Below are 16,653 nucleotides of genomic sequence, written 5' to 3'. Positions count from 1 at the left end.
ACCATCCGTGTCGGTGCCCGTCACCGGCCGTGTTGAGGACATGCACGCCTGCAACCTGCTGCCGGAAAAAGAGCCGACCATCGTGGAAGAGGCGCTTTACGGTCAGAAGTCCGGTAAAATATCAATGCGAAGAAAAAGGACTAAGTGTAGTAGTCAATCAGACCGTCAATCGGTGCAGCGACAACTTTCCCGATCTGATAACCAAAGTAATGCGCCCGGTCTCTCAACTGATGCTCAAAGGCGGATGCAACGCCTCCTGCGGCGGAGACCATACGGACTGCCGAAGAAGCATATTTCAGGATGTTCTTATGGAAGAAGTCGTCAAAGTTACGGCACACCAGAGCTTCTATCGCTGCATATTGCAGATTCTCTCTAAGAAACACGGAGATACCTGCCAGAAACCGGTTGGCCAGAGGCTGCCGATAGACCTTGTCGATGATCTCCCGATAAGTGAGTCCGCTCCATGCCAGATACTTCTCACGCATCTCCGCCGGGAGGTCTCCCTTGAAGATGCCGTTGAGAAACAGTTTCCCCAGAACCGCCCCGCTCCCTTCATCCCCCAGGATATACCCCAGCGGAGGGACATTTTCCACAATCCGCTTTCCATCATACAGACAGCTGTTCGCTCCCGTGCCCAGAATGCAGGCAATGCCGGGCTCGTGGCCACACACGGCATGGGCAGCCCCGAGGAGATCGCTCTCTACTTTTATCTCCGCTGAAGGGAAAGCTGCGGCAAGAGCCCCGCTGACAAGGGGCGACAAGGTCTCCGTACAGCCGGCACCATAAAAAGCTATCTGCGAGACCCGCTCCGTCACCCCGGCCTTTCCGGACGTACATCCCTCCTGTCCTGCAGCACAACACATCGCCGGCTTGAGTTCCTCCTCCAGGACCTTCCGGATAAATTCCTCGGATTGGTGAAACGGATTCAAGCCCTGTGTACGGACCTTCAGTACATGGGTATCCCTGTCTCCCTGCGCCCCCACCAGCGCCCAGTCGGTCTTGGAACCGCCACTGTCTGCGATCAATATCATAGATTTCTTTTTTCCTGCAAACTTACACATTTTTATTCGTTTATCCGCTCTGAAACAGTGGAAAACCGCCTTCCGGCATGTCCTTTCACATCATTTTAAGCCTCCTGACAGGCCTAAACGACAAAGTTTGCGTATCTTTGCAGTTCATAATCAGAGACAACAACCATCTTCACCATAAAATGGATATGCGCAGAAAGCTATTTTCGATCACCCTTTTGCTGCTCCTCCTCACACTCCCGGCACATGCCGTGCTGCAGGAAGACTCATTGAAGAATTCCCTCTCGGTACTACGGCACGAGCTGATCACACAGCATCTCGAACAGACCAGGCAGCTGAACAAGTCCAAGTTCGTGAACGAGCAGGTGATGAACCAGCTGAAAGAAATCGGTGACAAGTCGGCGCAGGTATCCCTGATGCTCTATTCGCAGAAAGCCGACAACATCTTCGACCTTACCTACGCATGCCATCAGGCTACGGAACTGTGGAAGGACTTCCAGAGCAAGACACGTCCCTTCCACGACCTCATCACGGAGAGCAACGAGGAGATAGCACGTTACGACTCGCTCGTCAACGTCCTCAGCACCATGTACACCTTCGGGCTTACCCAGCGGATGAAGATCGACCGCAATGTCTGCCTCACCCTCGCTGTAAGTATCCGGCGGATGCTGAAGGAGCGCAACGACTCCTATCAGGAATACATCCAGTACTACGAATACAACCGCCATCAGCTGCAGGCCCTCAATGCGTATGCCCAGAAGAGATATGATGAAATCCAGGAAAGCATCTTCACCAGCGGGGGCGACAACTACATAAAGTTCCTCAGAGCAGCTCCCTACCTGATCGGCCACATGAACACTTCGCTCGCCGAGAAATACACGCCACAGAGCATTGTGAGGTCGCAGTGGGACGTGAAATGGATCATCACCCTTTTCAGCATGATTCTGGTTTATGGACTGGTAGCCATTTTCATCAATTACCTGAGCATCCGCTTCCTTGTCACGAAGGTCATGAAGACCGGCCGTTTCGAACAGAAGAGCCACGCTTTCCTTGCCAAGCGTACCTGCATCATCATGCTGGCTTCGGTCATCACGTTCAGCATCATCCTGGTCATCATCCGGCTGCTGTCACCGTCCAACTTCGTACACATGGCCTGCAGCCTGCTTTTGGAATATACGTGGATGCTGGCGGTCATCTTCGCCTCCCTGCTCCTGCGCGTGGACGGCTCGCAGACCCACAACACCTACCGCATCTACTATCCGCTGATCCTCGTTGCCTTTACGGTCATCACCTTCCGTATCATCATGCTGCCGAGCTCCATTGTGACCCTGGTTTTCCCTCCCCTCCTGTTCGTCAACGCTCTGTGGCAGACAAGGATGATCTACAAATACCATGGTCTGGTGCCGCGTTACGACCTCAGTCTGGCCTACTTCTCGCTGCTGGTGTTCATCTTCTCTCTTGTGAGTTCGTGGGTCGGCTACACGATGCTGGCCGTGCAGGGAATCATCTGGTGGTCCATGCAGCTGGCCTGCATCCTGACAATCGCCTTTTTCCACGATTACCTCAACCAATATAAAAAGAGACACCCGGAAAAGGGAATGACGGTCTATCAGGTATGGCTCATCCGCTTCGTCGATACGGTCCTCCTGCCTTCCGCCCTGGTCGTTTCATTCATCCTTGCCGTCTACTGGGCGACAGACGTCTTCAACCTCAGCGACCTGACCTGGAGTCTGTTCCGTACAGACTTCATCAACTCCGACAAATTCAAGATCAGCATCTATTCCATCGCTCTGGTGATCATCCTGTGGTTCGTCTTCAACTACCTGAACCAGACTATCCGGGATGCCATCAGACTGTATCTCAAGCGCAGCGACCCTTCCACGGCAGCCGCCCGTGCGACAATGTACATCAATGTCCTGCAGGTGGTCGTATGGGGCTCATGGCTGCTTACGACACTCAGTATTTTCAAGATCAGCAATACCTGGCTGGTGGTCGTGACGGGAGGTCTTTCGACGGGTATCGGTTTCGCCATGAAGGACATTCTCGAGAACATCTATTACGGCATCTCGCTCATGACAGGACGTATCAAGATCGGCGACTACATCATCTGCGAGGGGGTCCGCGGCCGTGTCAGTTCCATCAGCTACACCTCCACGCTGATTGAAGCGCTCGACGGATCGATCATCGCCTTCCAGAACTCCCAGCTTTTCACCAAGAACTACAAGAACATGACGAAGAATCATGGCTATGAGCTGGATGTCCTCGAGGTAGGCATAGCATACGGAAGCAATGTCAAGGAGGTCAAGGCGATGCTGTCCGAGGCCATAACGGCGCTTGGTATCACCTACAAGAAAAAACCGGTCAATGTCCTGCTCAAGAGCTTTGACGACAGCTGTATCACATTGAAGGTTCTTGTCTGGGTGAATGTACTTACACAGGGGACCGACGACAGTGTCATCATGGAATGTATCTATGACACACTGAACAAGAACGGCATTGAAATCCCATTCCCGCAGCGTGAGATCACACTCAGGCACCAGCAGGGGGACTGATCAAAAGACACGTCAGGAAGGAATGTCCGGATTGGAAAATAACTTTACATTCTGAACGGGAAACATCCTGTCATATTCCGTTACAGGAGCTTTCCCAGAACAGAAAACATGCACCGGAATCGTGACAGGCCGTTTCCCGGGTTCTTACTAACGCCTGATTGCGTTCCAAGCGGTGCTTCCTTGCGAGCCTGTTGAGGCCTGTTTGCAATGCAACCAAGCACCTTTTCGCACAGATATGTTACCTGCCTGTCTGTGAGCGGTTTGCAAATGCGACAGAATCCTGTCAGATTTGCCCGATGCTTTTTCTCCTCGGCGGACGTCCAGGACGGCATCACTCGGCAGAGAGGAAGGAACGTGTTTCCGTTAATTTTACAATTTTTCCGGGGAATATACATCATTGGCCTTCTCCCGGTTGCCCGTCCGGACAAAATATACCAGACGACAGCAGGAAAGGCGAAACCTCCCGGAGGAATGAAAAAGAGAAAGAGGGATGCGCTGTCTAAGTGACGCATCCCTCTTTCTCTATAATTAAATATTCGTTCAGAACAGTTCTTTAGAAGTTGTAGTAGACACCGAATGTAACGTTGTTGCCGTCAAGGTCTACGCCCCAGGCATCGCTTGACTTAGCTCCATCAACATCAGCCTTAGCAGACTTCCAGCCGGCAAAACCTACGTGTGCCATGAAGCTGACCTTCGGACTGAGGTTTACAGAGATACCCGGTTTTACACCTACTGACCATGCGTTTACGGAAGCAGCTGCGCCATGGGCATGGTTGAAGTGAGCATAACCGAAGCCGCCGTCAACGAACGCATTGATGTACTTGCTGCGTACAAAAGTGTAACGAACGTATGGTTCTACCGTGAAATAGTGGGTCAGTCCTAAAACCCAGTTGCAAGCCTATACTCTTAAGCACATAATTCCATAAGTATTTATTACCTTTGCATCATGAAGAGTGACCAACTATTACGTTGCATCTTTCCAGATGTACTTGCCGACTACTTTGATGTTGTCGATATTCAAGAGAGTGTTTCCCAGTTTGACTTTTGGCTTGACGAGCGTAACTTTATGGAAAAGTCAGACCATAAGCTAGGCACTGTAAGCAGTTATGGTTTTACCAGCGAGCGTGTAATTCAGGACTTTCCTCTTCGTGGCAAAGCCGTCTACCTCCATGTTCGCCGTCGCAAGTGGCGTGACAGTTCCAACGGAGAGATATTTACTTATTCATATGATGACTTGACGGCCGAGGGCAGTAAACTATCCCCCGAGTTCGTTTCTTTTTTAAAAGAATAGAATTGAGTCCACTGCAGAGAGCATCGCAAGCATCGGTGCGCACTATGGCGTAAATGGCAAGCAGTTATCCACACAGTACAAGGAACATTTCAGTGATTATCGTAGCTGGGACCAGTTGGGGCATGCTCAAGACTGGCTATTGTTTGAAGATAACATAGGTGAGAACCTAAGTATTGATGAGACCTGTCTAAGCAGTGGCGAGGTTTATACTTTTCTGACCAACAAGGCGGGAAAGGGCAGAAAAGGGACTTTGGTAGCTGTGGTTAAAGGGACCAAGGCAGAGGACGTCATCCAGGTTCTCAAGACGATAAACCTTTCTAAACGAAAGACAGTCAAGGAGATAACACTCGATTTATCATCTTCTATGATGCGCATAGCCCGCTCTGTTTTTCCAAAAGCACTTATTACCAATGACAGATTTCATGTGCAGAAACTATATTATGATGCTCTGGATGACATGCGTATTGCTTACCGATGGATGGCAAGAGATAAAGAGAATGAGGAGATAAAAGAAGCTAAAAGTAAGGGTAAGGAATATATACCATTTAGATACAGCAATGGTGACACGCGCAAGCAGTTGCTCGCCAGAGCAAAGTTCATATTGACCAAGCACAAGACCAAGTGGACTGAAACACAGAAAGGTAGGGCGGAAATCATCTTTGAACATTATCCGACACTGAAAAAGGCATATGATTTGGCTATGAAACTTACCGACATTTATAACATCAAGAGCATCAAGGATGCTGCAAGGCTGAAGCTGGCAAAATGGTTTAATGAGGTTGAAGAGCTGGGAGTGGACAATTTCTACACAGTGATTGACACGTTTGAAAATCATTATCAAACCATACTCAATTTCTTTGTAAACAGAGCTACGAATGCAAATGCCGAGTCATTCAATGCTAAGGTTAAGGCATTCAGGGCACAGTTCAGAGGAGTTACAGATATTCCTTTCTTTTTATATAGGCTTATGAAATTGTGTGCTTAAGAGTATAGGCTTGCAACTGGGTTTTAGGACTGACCCGAAATAGTTCTGAAGCATACCGTCCTCAAGCTTCTCAATGTTAACAGGAGTTCCCTTACCGAAACCAACAGTCGTGCCGATCGCCCAGTTCTGGTCGAGGTTGTAGCCGATCTCCGGGAGAACCTTGTAAGTTGTAACAGCATCAGCGTCACCGTTTTTAGAAGAAGCGATACCGACGTTGCCACCTACGTAAACCTGTGCGTTTGCTGCAACTGCAACGAAAGCAACTGCAAGTGTCATTAAAATCTTTTTCATAATAGAAAACTTTTAATTTGTTAATACTGAATATAATCCTTCTTATTGGAACTCCCGACTGCCAAATCAGTCAAGGAAGTTTCTCTATCCGGCTGCAAAGTAAAGGCTTTTGCGGGAAACTGCCAAATTTTATCCTGAAGTTTTACATCCGATATGCAAATGAACGTTAATCACTTGCCGGTTCACCTTATTATATATAACTTTGCATTGCTCCTGAAGGCAGCATCGCAATGCGCGCCGCAGAAACAGGAGCTGTAGATTTCAAGTATATGATGGATCAACCAACTTTCATTGCAGGTCCCTGTGTCATCGAAACCCCGGAACTGCTTGACACTGTTGCAGCTGAACTTGCACGGCTGAACAGGAAATATTCGATAGACATTATTTTCAAGGCGAGCTTCGACAAGGCGAACCGGACAAGCCTGCACGCTTTCCGCGGCCCCGGTCTCGAAAAAGGACTCGCCATGCTGCAGGCCGTCAAAGAGAAGTACGGACTCCGCCTGCTGACGGACATACACGAGAGCTGGCAGGCAGAAGCAGCAGGAAATGTGGCGGATGTCATTCAGATCCCCGCTTTCCTCTGCCGGCAGACCGACCTGCTTGTGGCTGCGGCAAAGACAGGGAAGACCGTCAACATCAAAAAAGCACAGTTCCTCAGCGGACGTGACATGCGCTATCCTGTGCAGAAGTGTATGGAAAGCGGCGCAAAGGAAGTGTGGCTTACGGAACGCGGAAACTGTTTCGGTTACAACAACCTGGTCGTCGACTTCCGCAATATTCCCGACATGAAGGAAATCGTCCCTCGTGTCATCATGGACTGTACACACAGCGTGCAACGTCCGAGTGCGGGAGACGGCAAGACCGTCGGCGACCGCAAGTTCGTTCCCGCAATGGCACTGGCGGCCAAGGCCTTCGGCGCGACCGGCTACTTCTTTGAAGTACACCCCGATCCGGACAGAGGACTGTCCGATGCCGCCAACATGCTGGAACTTGAAAAACTGGATGAATTAATAGGAAAGCTGATATAATGGAAGCAGAACAAAGACTGACGCAGGTCAGGGCATACGCCATTCAATGTATCAAAGAAGAAACGGAAGCGACGCTCAACCTGATCAACCAGCTGGATGAAAACTTCGACAAGGCGGTAAGCCTGATGTATCATTGTACAGGCAAAGTGATTGTCACAGGTGTCGGGAAGAGCGGCAACATCGGCGCCAAGATAGCAGCGACCCTTTCGTCGACCGGCACACCGGCCTTCTTTGTCAATCCGCTGGATGTCTACCATGGCGACTTAGGGGTAATGACGAAAGACGACGTAGTACTTGCCCTGTCCAATTCGGGTCAGACGGATGAACTGCTTCGCTTCATCCCGATGGTCCTTCACATGAACATCCCCATCATCGGCATGAGCGCCCATCCGGAATCGCTGCTGGCAAAATACTCCACCGCCCATCTGAAGGTATGGGTGGAGAAGGAAGCCTGCCCGCTGAATCTGGCGCCGACAAGTTCGACGACGGCCGCACTCGTCATGGGCGATGCGCTGGCCGTCGCATTGATGCGTGTCAGGAATTTCAAACCGCAGGACTTCGCACAGTTCCATCCGGGCGGTGAACTGGGGAAACGCCTGCTGACGACGGCACAGGATGTCATGCGGTCGGATGATCTGCCGGTCATTCCGAAGGAAATGCACCTGGGTGAAGCGATCATACACGTGAGCAAAGGGAAATTAGGTCTGGGAGTATCACTTGCGGACGGCAAGGTCATCGGACTGATCACCGACGGCGACATCCGCCGCGCAATGGAACGGTGGCAGGCGGAGTTCTTCGATCACACCGTAAGCGACATCATGACCAGAGAACCGAAGACCGTCCTGCCGACAACCAAAATCACCGAGATCCAACGGATTATGCATCAGAACAAAATACACACCGTACTGGTATGCGACGCCGGGAGACATCTGCTGGGTGTCGTCGACCATTACAGCTGTATGTTGTAAGGGACAGGCTTCTGCCGTCTTGTCTGTGATACTTATACCCGGCGGACAACAGCCTCCCGTTTCGGGAAAAACGTTGTCTGCCATGATGGAAAATGAGAGAGATTAATTTGAACCATAAGAAGAGAAACGCCATCACCGCCGTGATGGCGTTATGTTGCCTATCCCACCCGTCCCCCCTTCCAGCACAGAAGAATCAGCAAAACGCCATTGCAGGAGGCCTTTCCTCTACGGAGACCAGGGCAGACTCCCTGCTTGTCAGCCAGCTCCGCAGGAAAGGGGTACGCTTCTCTCACAACAATTCAGTCACCTTGCTCACGACTGGACAGGAGAAGTTCGACGACCTGTTTAAAGCAATAGATCAGGCACGGTCGAGTATTCACCTGGAATACTTCAACTTCCGCAATGACTCCATCAACGAGGAACTGATACGCCGTCTGGCCGCAAAGGCAAAGGAAGGCATTGAAGTGAGAGCGGTCTTCGACGGCTTCGGAAATGCCAGCAACAACCGGCCAATGCGGAAACGCCGTCTGAAAGCCATCCGTAAACAGGGAATTGAAATCCATGAGTTCAAGCCCATGGTATTTCCCTGGCTGCACGACATCTTCAACCGTGACCACCGGAAGATCGTCGTCATCGATGGAAAGGTCGCCTATACCGGCGGCATGAACGTAGCCGACTATTATATAAAAGGAACAAAGGCCGTAGGCTCCTGGCACGACATGCACTGCAGAATCGAGGGGGACGAGGTGAACACACTCCAGAAGATATTCCTGCGGATGTGGCGGATCGTATCAGGACGGGATGTACACGGAGCCAAATACTACCGGGGGGTATCGGATGCGGATTATATGGCGGGGCTGAAGCCTGACACCTGCCGGAGTGCCGGGAAGAAGATGGTGGGCATCATCAACCGCGAGCCACACGTCACGAAAGACATCATCCGCTGTTTCTATCTCAACGCCATAAAGGATGCAAAAGACAGCATCAAGCTCATCAATCCCTACTTCACCCTGAGCCACTCCCTGAAGAAAGCCCTGCGCGATGCCGTAAGCCGCGGAGTGAAAGTGGAGATTCTGTTAAGCATGAAGAGCGACATCCCTCTGACTCCTGATTGTGGTTTCTACAATGCTCACCAGCTGATGAAAGCCGGCTGTACAATCTGGATTTACAAGCCGGGGTTCCATCATACGAAAATCATCACGGTCGACGGTCAGCTCTGTACGGTCGGGTCGGCCAACCTCAATGCAAGGAGCCTGCGGTGGGACCGGGAGGAGAACGCCGTCATCGTGGATGCGTGTACCACCCATGAACTCAACCAGCTGTTCGAAGACCAGAAAAAAGACAGTTTCAAACTTACTGAGGCCAAATGGAAGCAATGGCGTACCCCCTGGCAGCGGTTCCGGGGATGGTTCGCTCACCTGCTGTCACCGTTCCTCTGATTCGGGAATAAAGGGAAATACACCCGGGAAAGCAAGATGACGGCATAAGGGAAGGGCCTTTCAAAACTCAGGAACGAGTTTTGAAAGGCCCTTCTCTCTGATACCCGGTGAGACCGGACTTACAACTCAAAAGCCGTCGGACTGCAGAACCGTATTCAGAACCGGCTGCCGGCATGGACTTTTTTATATCTTATTAATATCGATATAACCGTGCATAACGGCGTAAATCGTCAACGCCGACACGCTCCTCATGCCGAGTTTGTACATGATGTTTTTGCGGTGCGTGATGACGGTCGTCAGACTGATGTTCAGCTTCTCTGCAATTTCCTTGTTGATCAGCCCCTGTACGATCAGCGACAGTACTTCGATCTCCCGGTTGCTCAGAATCTTGTTCTTCAGCACCTGCGGCAGCTCTGGAAGATTCCGTCCGCCTGAGTGCCCATACTGTTCTATCTTCAGAATGGCCTTGACCAGCTCGTCTTCCGGTACATTGATGCAGAAACTGTGAAAGCCGGAGAGCTGCGCATTGGGGTCTTTCGTAATCGTCAGAACGATTGTCTTATGGATGCACTGTGAGAAGAAGCGCCTGTTCTCCAGGACAATCACCTGTGCGACGAAATAGTGATAGAACGAACCCGGACCGGCCTCCTCAAAGGCCTGGAATGTAGAGAATGTCTCGACCGTCATGATCGGCATCACATTCTGCAATATCTGTTTCAGCCCCAGCACGGCGAGCGTGTTCGGGTCCACTATCGCCATCTTGGGGCGTTCCCTCTTCATTGTCTCTATATCTTCCATTTTCCCAGACGAAGTTAAGATGAAATCATCTTCTATCAAATTCCTGTACAACAAGTCAATAGAATGTCCTTACAGTTTCACGCTGCTGATGTCGACGAGGTTGTTGACAATGGCATAGATAGTCAGCCCGGCCGGGGAGTGAATCTGCAGCTTGCGTGCGATGTTGCGCCGGTGGGTGATGACTGTGTTGGTCGAGATACAGAGATGGTCGGCTATCTCCTTGTTCGTCATTCCTTGTGCTACGGCCACGATGACATCCTTCTCCCGGTCGCTCAGCACCTCGTTGGAGTCAGGGCTCTGCGTAATCATGTTCGTTATCTTCAGACTGACGTCTTTCTGCTGGGTTTTCTGTTCCAGCCGGCGGATGACGGGAATGAAGATTTCCTCTTCCACCTCGGCGTGCAGTGTCAGCCAACTTTCACAGTTGTAAATATCGTATAGGGTAGCCGTCAGCCGGTTATTGTGATGGGCATCAGAGGGGAGATACTTGATGATGATGCTCTTCAGTTCCCGAAGCTTGAGGTCGGTCTGGCTATGGTGCTTCGAGTAGGTCTCAATATCATAAGCGTCGCTCGCCTCCCCTTTCAGCATGGCTTCAACGTAGGGGAACACCATTTTCTCTTCATACTTCATGTGGTTACGGATGTCATGCGCATACTCGTCGAAGAGCCGGATAATAAGGCGGGCCAGATTGTCGGTCTCGTCCAGGGCGGCTGTCAGCTCCTTGCGGATAGAGGGCAGCTCAAAATCAAGATAATAGGTATGGCTTGCCTGCAGATACTGCATAAGTGTCGGGATTGAGAGGCGGTCCATGTCGTCAAAGCCCTTGTATCCATTGATGGTGAAATTGACGACCGACAGGAATGTATAAGTATCTACATTCTGCTCGTCGCAGACTTCGCGTACCGTCTTGTCTCCGAAGCCAAGACTAATGCCGAAGCAGCCGAGACTCTGCAGCAGGTCGTAATTATCCTTGATAAGATTGATCATCTTGTCTTCAGGCTCATACATCTTCTGATTCTTCATCTTGTTCTTCTTTTCGATATAGTATGCAAAATAACAAAAAAAAAATCAATGACACAATAATTATTATTAGGTATTTGATTTTTCATCCTTATTTGTCGGTAGGAGCAGGGTGGTTCGAGGGGCTTATCCGTATCGGGAAGTGTTTGACAGCTGTCTGAATGGCGATTGTCCATCCGTGTCAGCCGATCGGAACCGGCCGGGATATATTCATGTACCTGTGCCTTGCAGGCAGGTAAGGAAGTGCTGTCGTCTGACGGGGAGTGCCCTGGGAGAACGCCAGGGAAAGTTTTATGATGTTGTTTTATGTCATATAATAATAAGCTGTATTACAATGATTTTATTTAAATAGATTCATGTTCTTGTTTCAAGCTGGTCTGCTTGGTTCTCAAAGCGGCACACCATTGCGTCACACCGCCCTGTCTGGTACGACTGTTCCCGACTGCTTGGGAACAGAATTCCCAAGTACTTGGGAACGGCGTTCCCAGCCCTTGGGACGGGCAGTCCCGACCGCTGTGTGTCAGCGTATGCCCTGCTTTCCAGAGCTGCACATATACTTCAATGCTTTCCGGAGATACCTAAATATAATGATAAAAAGGACTGAAAACAGAGACGGAAGGCAAAAAGGAAGGCTGATAATATCAACAAAACTGGGTATTGCCGAATACCGCATAATGTTATACCTTTGCAGGTAAAATTATATAAAATATATTAAGTTAGAGATGGATAATTTTACACTTGGAATTATTTTAGGTGCAGCACTGCTTGCAGGTACAACTCGTACACAGGCACAGGTAAATGCCTCTGACTCTGTAATGAATCATGCCAAAGGCAATAAACTCAGTGTCGGTGGCTACGGTGAAGTGGCCTATTCACGCAATTTCTACAGCGACCATGTCAGCAGATACACGCTTGCCGACGAGCACAGGAATGACCCTTCGCACGGAAGGTTCGATATTCCTCATGCGGTTGTCTACCTTGGCTACGACTTCGGCAAGGGCTGGACAATGGGAACGGAGATAGAATTTGAACACGCCGGAACCGGTGTCTCGTACGAGAAAGAGAATGAAGAGGGAGGAGAATGGGAACAGGAAACAGAAAAAGGCGGTGAAGTGGAACTGGAACAGTTCTGGCTCCAGAAGTCTTTCTGGGGAGGAAAGTTCAACATCCGCGCCGGACACATCGTCGTGCCCGTCGGCCTGAACAATACGCACCATGAGCCTTTGAATTTCTTCACGGTCTACCGTCCCGAAGGAGAGAACACCATCCTGCCCTCCACCTGGCATCAGACGGGTATCAGCTTCTGGGGAAAGCTGAAAGACTGGCGTTATGAGGCACAGATTCTCGCTGGTCTGAACGCCGACCATTTCACCCACGACTACTGGATTCATAAGGGTGCGTCGTCTCCGCTGGAGTTCGACGTGGCCAACAAGTATGCGCTTGCCTTGCGTATCGACAACTATTCGGTCAAAGGTCTTCGTCTTGGCCTCAGCGGTTACTGCGGCAACTCCATCGGCAACACTTATCCCAATGACGCTGCAGGGGCAAGCCAGAAGTACAAGGGGACGGTTCTGATCGGCTCGTTCGACTTCTCCTATAATGCACACAACTGGATTGTGCGTGGTCAGGCGGACTATGGTTATCTCGGCGATGCTGCCCAGCTGAAGTACTTCTCTAACCGCCGTAACAAGCTCTCTCCATATCACCATACCCCAAGTGTCAGCAAGAATGCTTTTTCATACGGTATAGAAGCCGGTTATGATGTCTTCTCACAGATTCAGAAGCTGCGTGATGACCATCAGAAATTATATGTCTTCGGGCGTTTTGAACAGTATAATCCTTATGCTTCCAAGACGAACAACGAGAACTATGATTATACAGCAAAGAAGAATGTCAGCTTCGGCATCAACTATTACCCGCTGCCGCAGATTGTGGTAAAGGCTGATTACAGCTGTCGCATACTGAAAAGCCAGTACAACAACGAGCCGAGCATAAACATCGGTATCGCTTATGCCGGCTTCTTCCTCTGACCTTTCCCCAGTACGAACTCACATATTTAATCAATAACAGTATTACAAATGAAAATGATCAGAAAATCAGCCCTGCTGTTTGCCGTAGCAGGCACACTCAGTTTAGGCTTTACAGCATGTTCCAGCAATGACGATCCGGGTATTTCCGAGGAAGACTATACCAACAAGCAATTCGGCAATGAGGCCATGGCTGCCTGTACGGATCTGACGAACGCTTTGACCGAGGCCAACCAGGCAATCGTATCTTCACAGCTCAGTGCCGAACAGAAGAAAGAGCTGCAGAACATTCTGAATGCCAATGTGGACAATGTCATCTCCCCCACCTACAAGGAGCTGGGAGATGATGTAGAAGCATTGCATGCTGCTCTGGGCACACTCTCCGAGAAGGAGATCAGCCAGAAGAATGTAGACGACGCCTGTGCTGCTTTCCTCAAGGCGCGCGAACAGTGGGAGAGGAGTGAGGCATTCCTCATGGGACCCGCTTCCGACTTCTCCATCGACCCGCACATCGACTCCTGGCCGCTCAACCGCACGGCACTGCACGCCTATTTCGGCAATCCGACTGCGGAGATCAAGGATGAGAGCATTCTGGGCTTCCACGCTCTGGAGTTCATTCTTTTCAGAAACGGTAAGCCGCGTAAGGTGGCAGAGTTCCAAGGCAATGATACTTATCCTAACTTCACTGACATCAAGGGATCAGATGAGCTGAAGTATGCTGAAGCTGTCATCAAGGACCTGCTGAACCATGTCTATGAGCTTGAGGTTGCGTGGAATCCGACGAACGCAACCCGTCTTGCAGCTGTAAAGGCAGCCAATCTGAAATATCAGACGGAGAAAGGACTTTCATACGGTGAGAACATGAGGTCTGCCGGTGATGCGGCCAAGAGCACATTCGCTTCGATAGATGTGGCTGTCACGCAAGTTCTTTCCGAGACGGAGGGCAGTTGCCTTGGCATTGCGAATGAGGTCGGCACCGCCAAGATTTCCAATCCGTTCCAGGCTGGCGACATCAGTTATGTAGAGTCTCCATACAGTTACAATTCAATCACTGACTTCCAGAACAACATCCGGAGCATTGAAAATATATGGTATGGTGGCAGGAACGGTAAGAACAGCAATGCTGCATACAGCTTCCACAAGTTCTTCCAGAGCAACAAGACGGCAGTCGGAAGGAAGGTTGAGGCTGCGATAGAGACTGCTATCCAGAAGATCGGCAGAATGCCGAAACCATTCGTCAAGTACGTCAGTAAGGTCTGGAACAAGAAGTTCGAGGACGACAACGACTTCGATGTGAAGGAATAGGAAACTGCTCCTGGGAAGATACTACGATTGCGTTCTGCCACTGATTATATGCGGCAGGACGCTTTCCTACATGACATCACAAAAACATTACAATAAGATTTATGAAGAGAAATAATGGATGGGTATTGGCCGCCTTGGCGATGATGCCGTTACTCAACACAGCCTGTTCGGATGACACCACTACACCGGCAGATGAAGACAAACTTGCAAAGAAAGAGACTAATTTCGGCAAGAAGAACGATGTGTTCAGTGCCGAAGAGTGGTATCCGGGAGGTGAACTGGGTACGACGGAAGGAAGAGCTTATTCCGACCCGACACCGGCTGTCACGAATGTTCCTGGTATGGAAGACAGCTTCAACAGAGGTGAAAACTTCTTCGAGCGTTCCTTTACCTTGACAGACAACCCCTACCGGGGACTCGGTCCGGCATGGGTACGCAACAACTGTGAACAGTGCCATCCTTCCTACGGCCATGGAAAACGCCAGACAATCTATAACGGCAAGGCGTTCGGAAACGGTTACCTGCTGGTTATCTACCATCCGACAGCCGGTGTGGACGCAGACGGTGTGGCATACGCTGCAAACAGTTACGTAAGGCACGTCACGGGTATGCCGCAGACTAACGCCATGACTCCGTTCAAGGCACCTGTGGATGAGAGCGGCATCAATATCGAGTGGAAGACGGTTTCCGGTACGATGCCGTCAGGCCTCTCTGCGACACAGTTCCCTGATGGTGAGAAGTTCCAGCTGATCTATCCGGAAGTCACCATCAAGCAGGAAGCTTTCAACACTTTCCCCAAACCTGACAATTATGAAGTCAGACTGGAATCGACCATTGGATTGTATGGCACCGGACTGCTCGATGCCATTGACAAGGAGGATATGAAGGCGCAATATCAGAAAGAAGCCAAAAAGGCTGATTTGAACCCTGCCATGTGGAACAAAGCTGCTGACGACTGGGCTGCAACAGCATGGTACACGCTGGCTGACGGCACCAAGGCCATCAAGAAATTTACATACGGCATGACCCGTGCCTCCTTGCAGGACGGACCGGGCGCGAATGCCATGTGGAACATTACAAATGTTACCCGGTCTGACCGTCGTTACCTCTATACCACGGATATGTGGGCAAAGGCCATGTCGATGGACAAGGATGTCATCAGCTACATCAAGCAGAACGGTAAGCAGTCAGGCTCTATTCTGCACCCGTACTATGGCAACGGGACGGACGAGGATATCAGTAAGAATGTAAATATGCTGCTCGGCCTCAATGCGAAGAGTGATGCTGATGCTTACAAGAAGCATTTCGTTGACAATGGGCCGTTTGCAGGACAGGACGAGATGAGCAACAAGGACTACTACGACTTCATGGTCTGGCACCGTGGCCTGGCTGTCCCGGCTGCACGTGGTCTCGACAACCCTGTCGTACAACGCGGCAAGAAAGTCTTCATGGAAATAGGCTGTGCAAGCTGTCACCGTCCGTCATGGAAGACAGGAAACGACAACTACTGGGTTGACAATGCCATCAGGGATTATGCCAAGAGCATTGGTAAGAATCCGGAGACGATGCTGCCCAGGTATGCCCACCAGACCATCTGGCCCTACACTGACCTCGTCCAGCACCGCCTGTTCATGGCAAACAACATCCGTACCGGCTGGTGCCGCACGACTCCGCTATGGGGACGCGGCCTGAGTCTTGAACGTACCGGAGCAGAGGACCGTCTGCATGACTGCCGAGCACGCAACGAAATCGAAGCGATTATGTGGCATGCGTATGACAGGCGCAGCGATGCCTTCTGGGCAGCCAGCAAGTTCTATAACTTGCCGAAGGCAGACCGTGATGCAGTAGTCGCATTCCTCCGTGCCATTTAACAAGCTATACGCCAAAGAGAGTGCCAGAAACCGACACGGGCTTCTGA

General features: G+C 50.5%; 12 protein-coding genes and 2 pseudogenes. 9 read left to right on the top strand and 5 right to left on the bottom strand.

The window, feature by feature from the left end; translation table 11 throughout:
* Window positions 1-140: 140 nt before the first annotated feature.
* Entirely contained in the window at window positions 141-1,031 is an 891-nt protein-coding gene (locus tag J4864_RS01730) for an ATPase (RefSeq protein WP_211814375.1), read from the bottom strand.
* Between the two features lie 185 nt (window positions 1,032-1,216).
* Here J4864_RS01730 and J4864_RS01725 point away from each other — a divergent pair, with 185 nt between their 5' ends.
* A complete protein-coding gene (locus tag J4864_RS01725; RefSeq protein WP_211814374.1) occupies window positions 1,217-3,580 on the top strand; it encodes a mechanosensitive ion channel family protein in 2,364 nt (787 codons plus the stop codon).
* Between the two features lie 553 nt (window positions 3,581-4,133).
* Here the strand turns inward: J4864_RS01725 and J4864_RS01720 are convergent.
* A pseudogene (locus J4864_RS01720) lies at window positions 4,134-4,454 on the bottom strand (outer membrane beta-barrel protein); the annotation flags it as partial.
* 72 nt (window positions 4,455-4,526) lie between these two features.
* On the opposite strand from J4864_RS01720, the gene J4864_RS01715 reads away from it, so the two are divergent.
* Window positions 4,527-4,871: an ISAon1 family transposase N-terminal region protein gene (locus J4864_RS01715; protein ID WP_211813571.1), complete on the top strand. Its 345-nt coding sequence runs from the start codon at window positions 4,527-4,529 to the stop codon at window positions 4,869-4,871.
* A gap of 1 nt (window position 4,872) precedes the next feature.
* Window positions 4,873-5,856, top strand: coding sequence for an ISAon1 family transposase (locus J4864_RS01710; RefSeq protein WP_449579656.1), 984 nt, complete (start codon window positions 4,873-4,875; stop codon window positions 5,854-5,856).
* A gap of 39 nt (window positions 5,857-5,895) precedes the next feature.
* Here the strand turns inward: J4864_RS01710 and J4864_RS01705 are convergent.
* Window positions 5,896-6,147, bottom strand: a pseudogene (locus J4864_RS01705) (outer membrane beta-barrel protein); the annotation flags it as partial.
* A gap of 269 nt (window positions 6,148-6,416) precedes the next feature.
* On the opposite strand from J4864_RS01705, the gene kdsA reads away from it, so the two are divergent.
* The 3 genes from kdsA (at window position 6,417) to J4864_RS01690 (ending at window position 9,582) form a co-directional block, all read left to right on the top strand.
* Window positions 6,417-7,175 carry a 3-deoxy-8-phosphooctulonate synthase gene (kdsA, locus tag J4864_RS01700; RefSeq protein WP_211814373.1) on the top strand — a complete coding sequence of 253 codons (759 nt, stop codon included), beginning with the start codon at window positions 6,417-6,419 and terminating at the stop codon, window positions 7,173-7,175.
* Window positions 7,172-8,143, top strand: coding sequence for a KpsF/GutQ family sugar-phosphate isomerase (locus tag J4864_RS01695; protein ID WP_211814598.1), 972 nt, complete (start codon window positions 7,172-7,174; stop codon window positions 8,141-8,143). Before kdsA ends, J4864_RS01695 begins: the two co-directional genes overlap by 4 nt.
* Before the next feature lie 92 nt (window positions 8,144-8,235).
* Window positions 8,236-9,582: a phospholipase D-like domain-containing protein gene (locus J4864_RS01690; protein WP_211814372.1), complete on the top strand. Its 1,347-nt coding sequence runs from the start codon at window positions 8,236-8,238 to the stop codon at window positions 9,580-9,582.
* A gap of 183 nt (window positions 9,583-9,765) precedes the next feature.
* Here the strand turns inward: J4864_RS01690 and J4864_RS01685 are convergent, their stop codons facing one another.
* Entirely contained in the window at window positions 9,766-10,362 is a 597-nt protein-coding gene (locus J4864_RS01685) for a response regulator transcription factor (RefSeq protein ID WP_370991948.1), read from the bottom strand.
* An 87-nt stretch (window positions 10,363-10,449) separates the two neighbouring features.
* Window positions 10,450-11,406, bottom strand: a complete 957-nt coding sequence (locus J4864_RS01680) for a LuxR C-terminal-related transcriptional regulator (RefSeq protein ID WP_211814371.1) — start codon at window positions 11,404-11,406, stop codon at window positions 10,450-10,452.
* Between the two features lie 719 nt (window positions 11,407-12,125).
* Here J4864_RS01680 and J4864_RS01675 point away from each other — a divergent pair.
* The 3 genes from J4864_RS01675 to J4864_RS01665 all read left to right on the top strand — a co-directional run bounded on the left by J4864_RS01675 (window position 12,126) and on the right by J4864_RS01665 (window position 16,606).
* Window positions 12,126-13,433, top strand: coding sequence for a hypothetical protein (locus J4864_RS01675; RefSeq protein WP_007368443.1), 1,308 nt, complete (start codon window positions 12,126-12,128; stop codon window positions 13,431-13,433).
* A gap of 54 nt (window positions 13,434-13,487) precedes the next feature.
* Complete coding sequence (locus J4864_RS01670) at window positions 13,488-14,735, top strand: imelysin family protein (RefSeq protein ID WP_246479417.1); 1,248 nt, start codon at window positions 13,488-13,490, stop codon at window positions 14,733-14,735.
* A gap of 101 nt (window positions 14,736-14,836) precedes the next feature.
* Complete coding sequence (locus tag J4864_RS01665; protein WP_211814369.1) at window positions 14,837-16,606, top strand: di-heme oxidoredictase family protein; 1,770 nt, start codon at window positions 14,837-14,839, stop codon at window positions 16,604-16,606.
* Window positions 16,607-16,653 lie beyond the last annotated feature (47 nt).

Source organism: Prevotella multiformis (assembly GCF_018127985.1).
GTDB classification, from domain to species: Bacteria; Bacteroidota; Bacteroidia; order Bacteroidales; family Bacteroidaceae; genus Prevotella; species Prevotella multiformis.
Note: the sequence above shows the minus strand (reverse complement) of the source record. Positions and strands in the feature narration are given on the sequence as shown.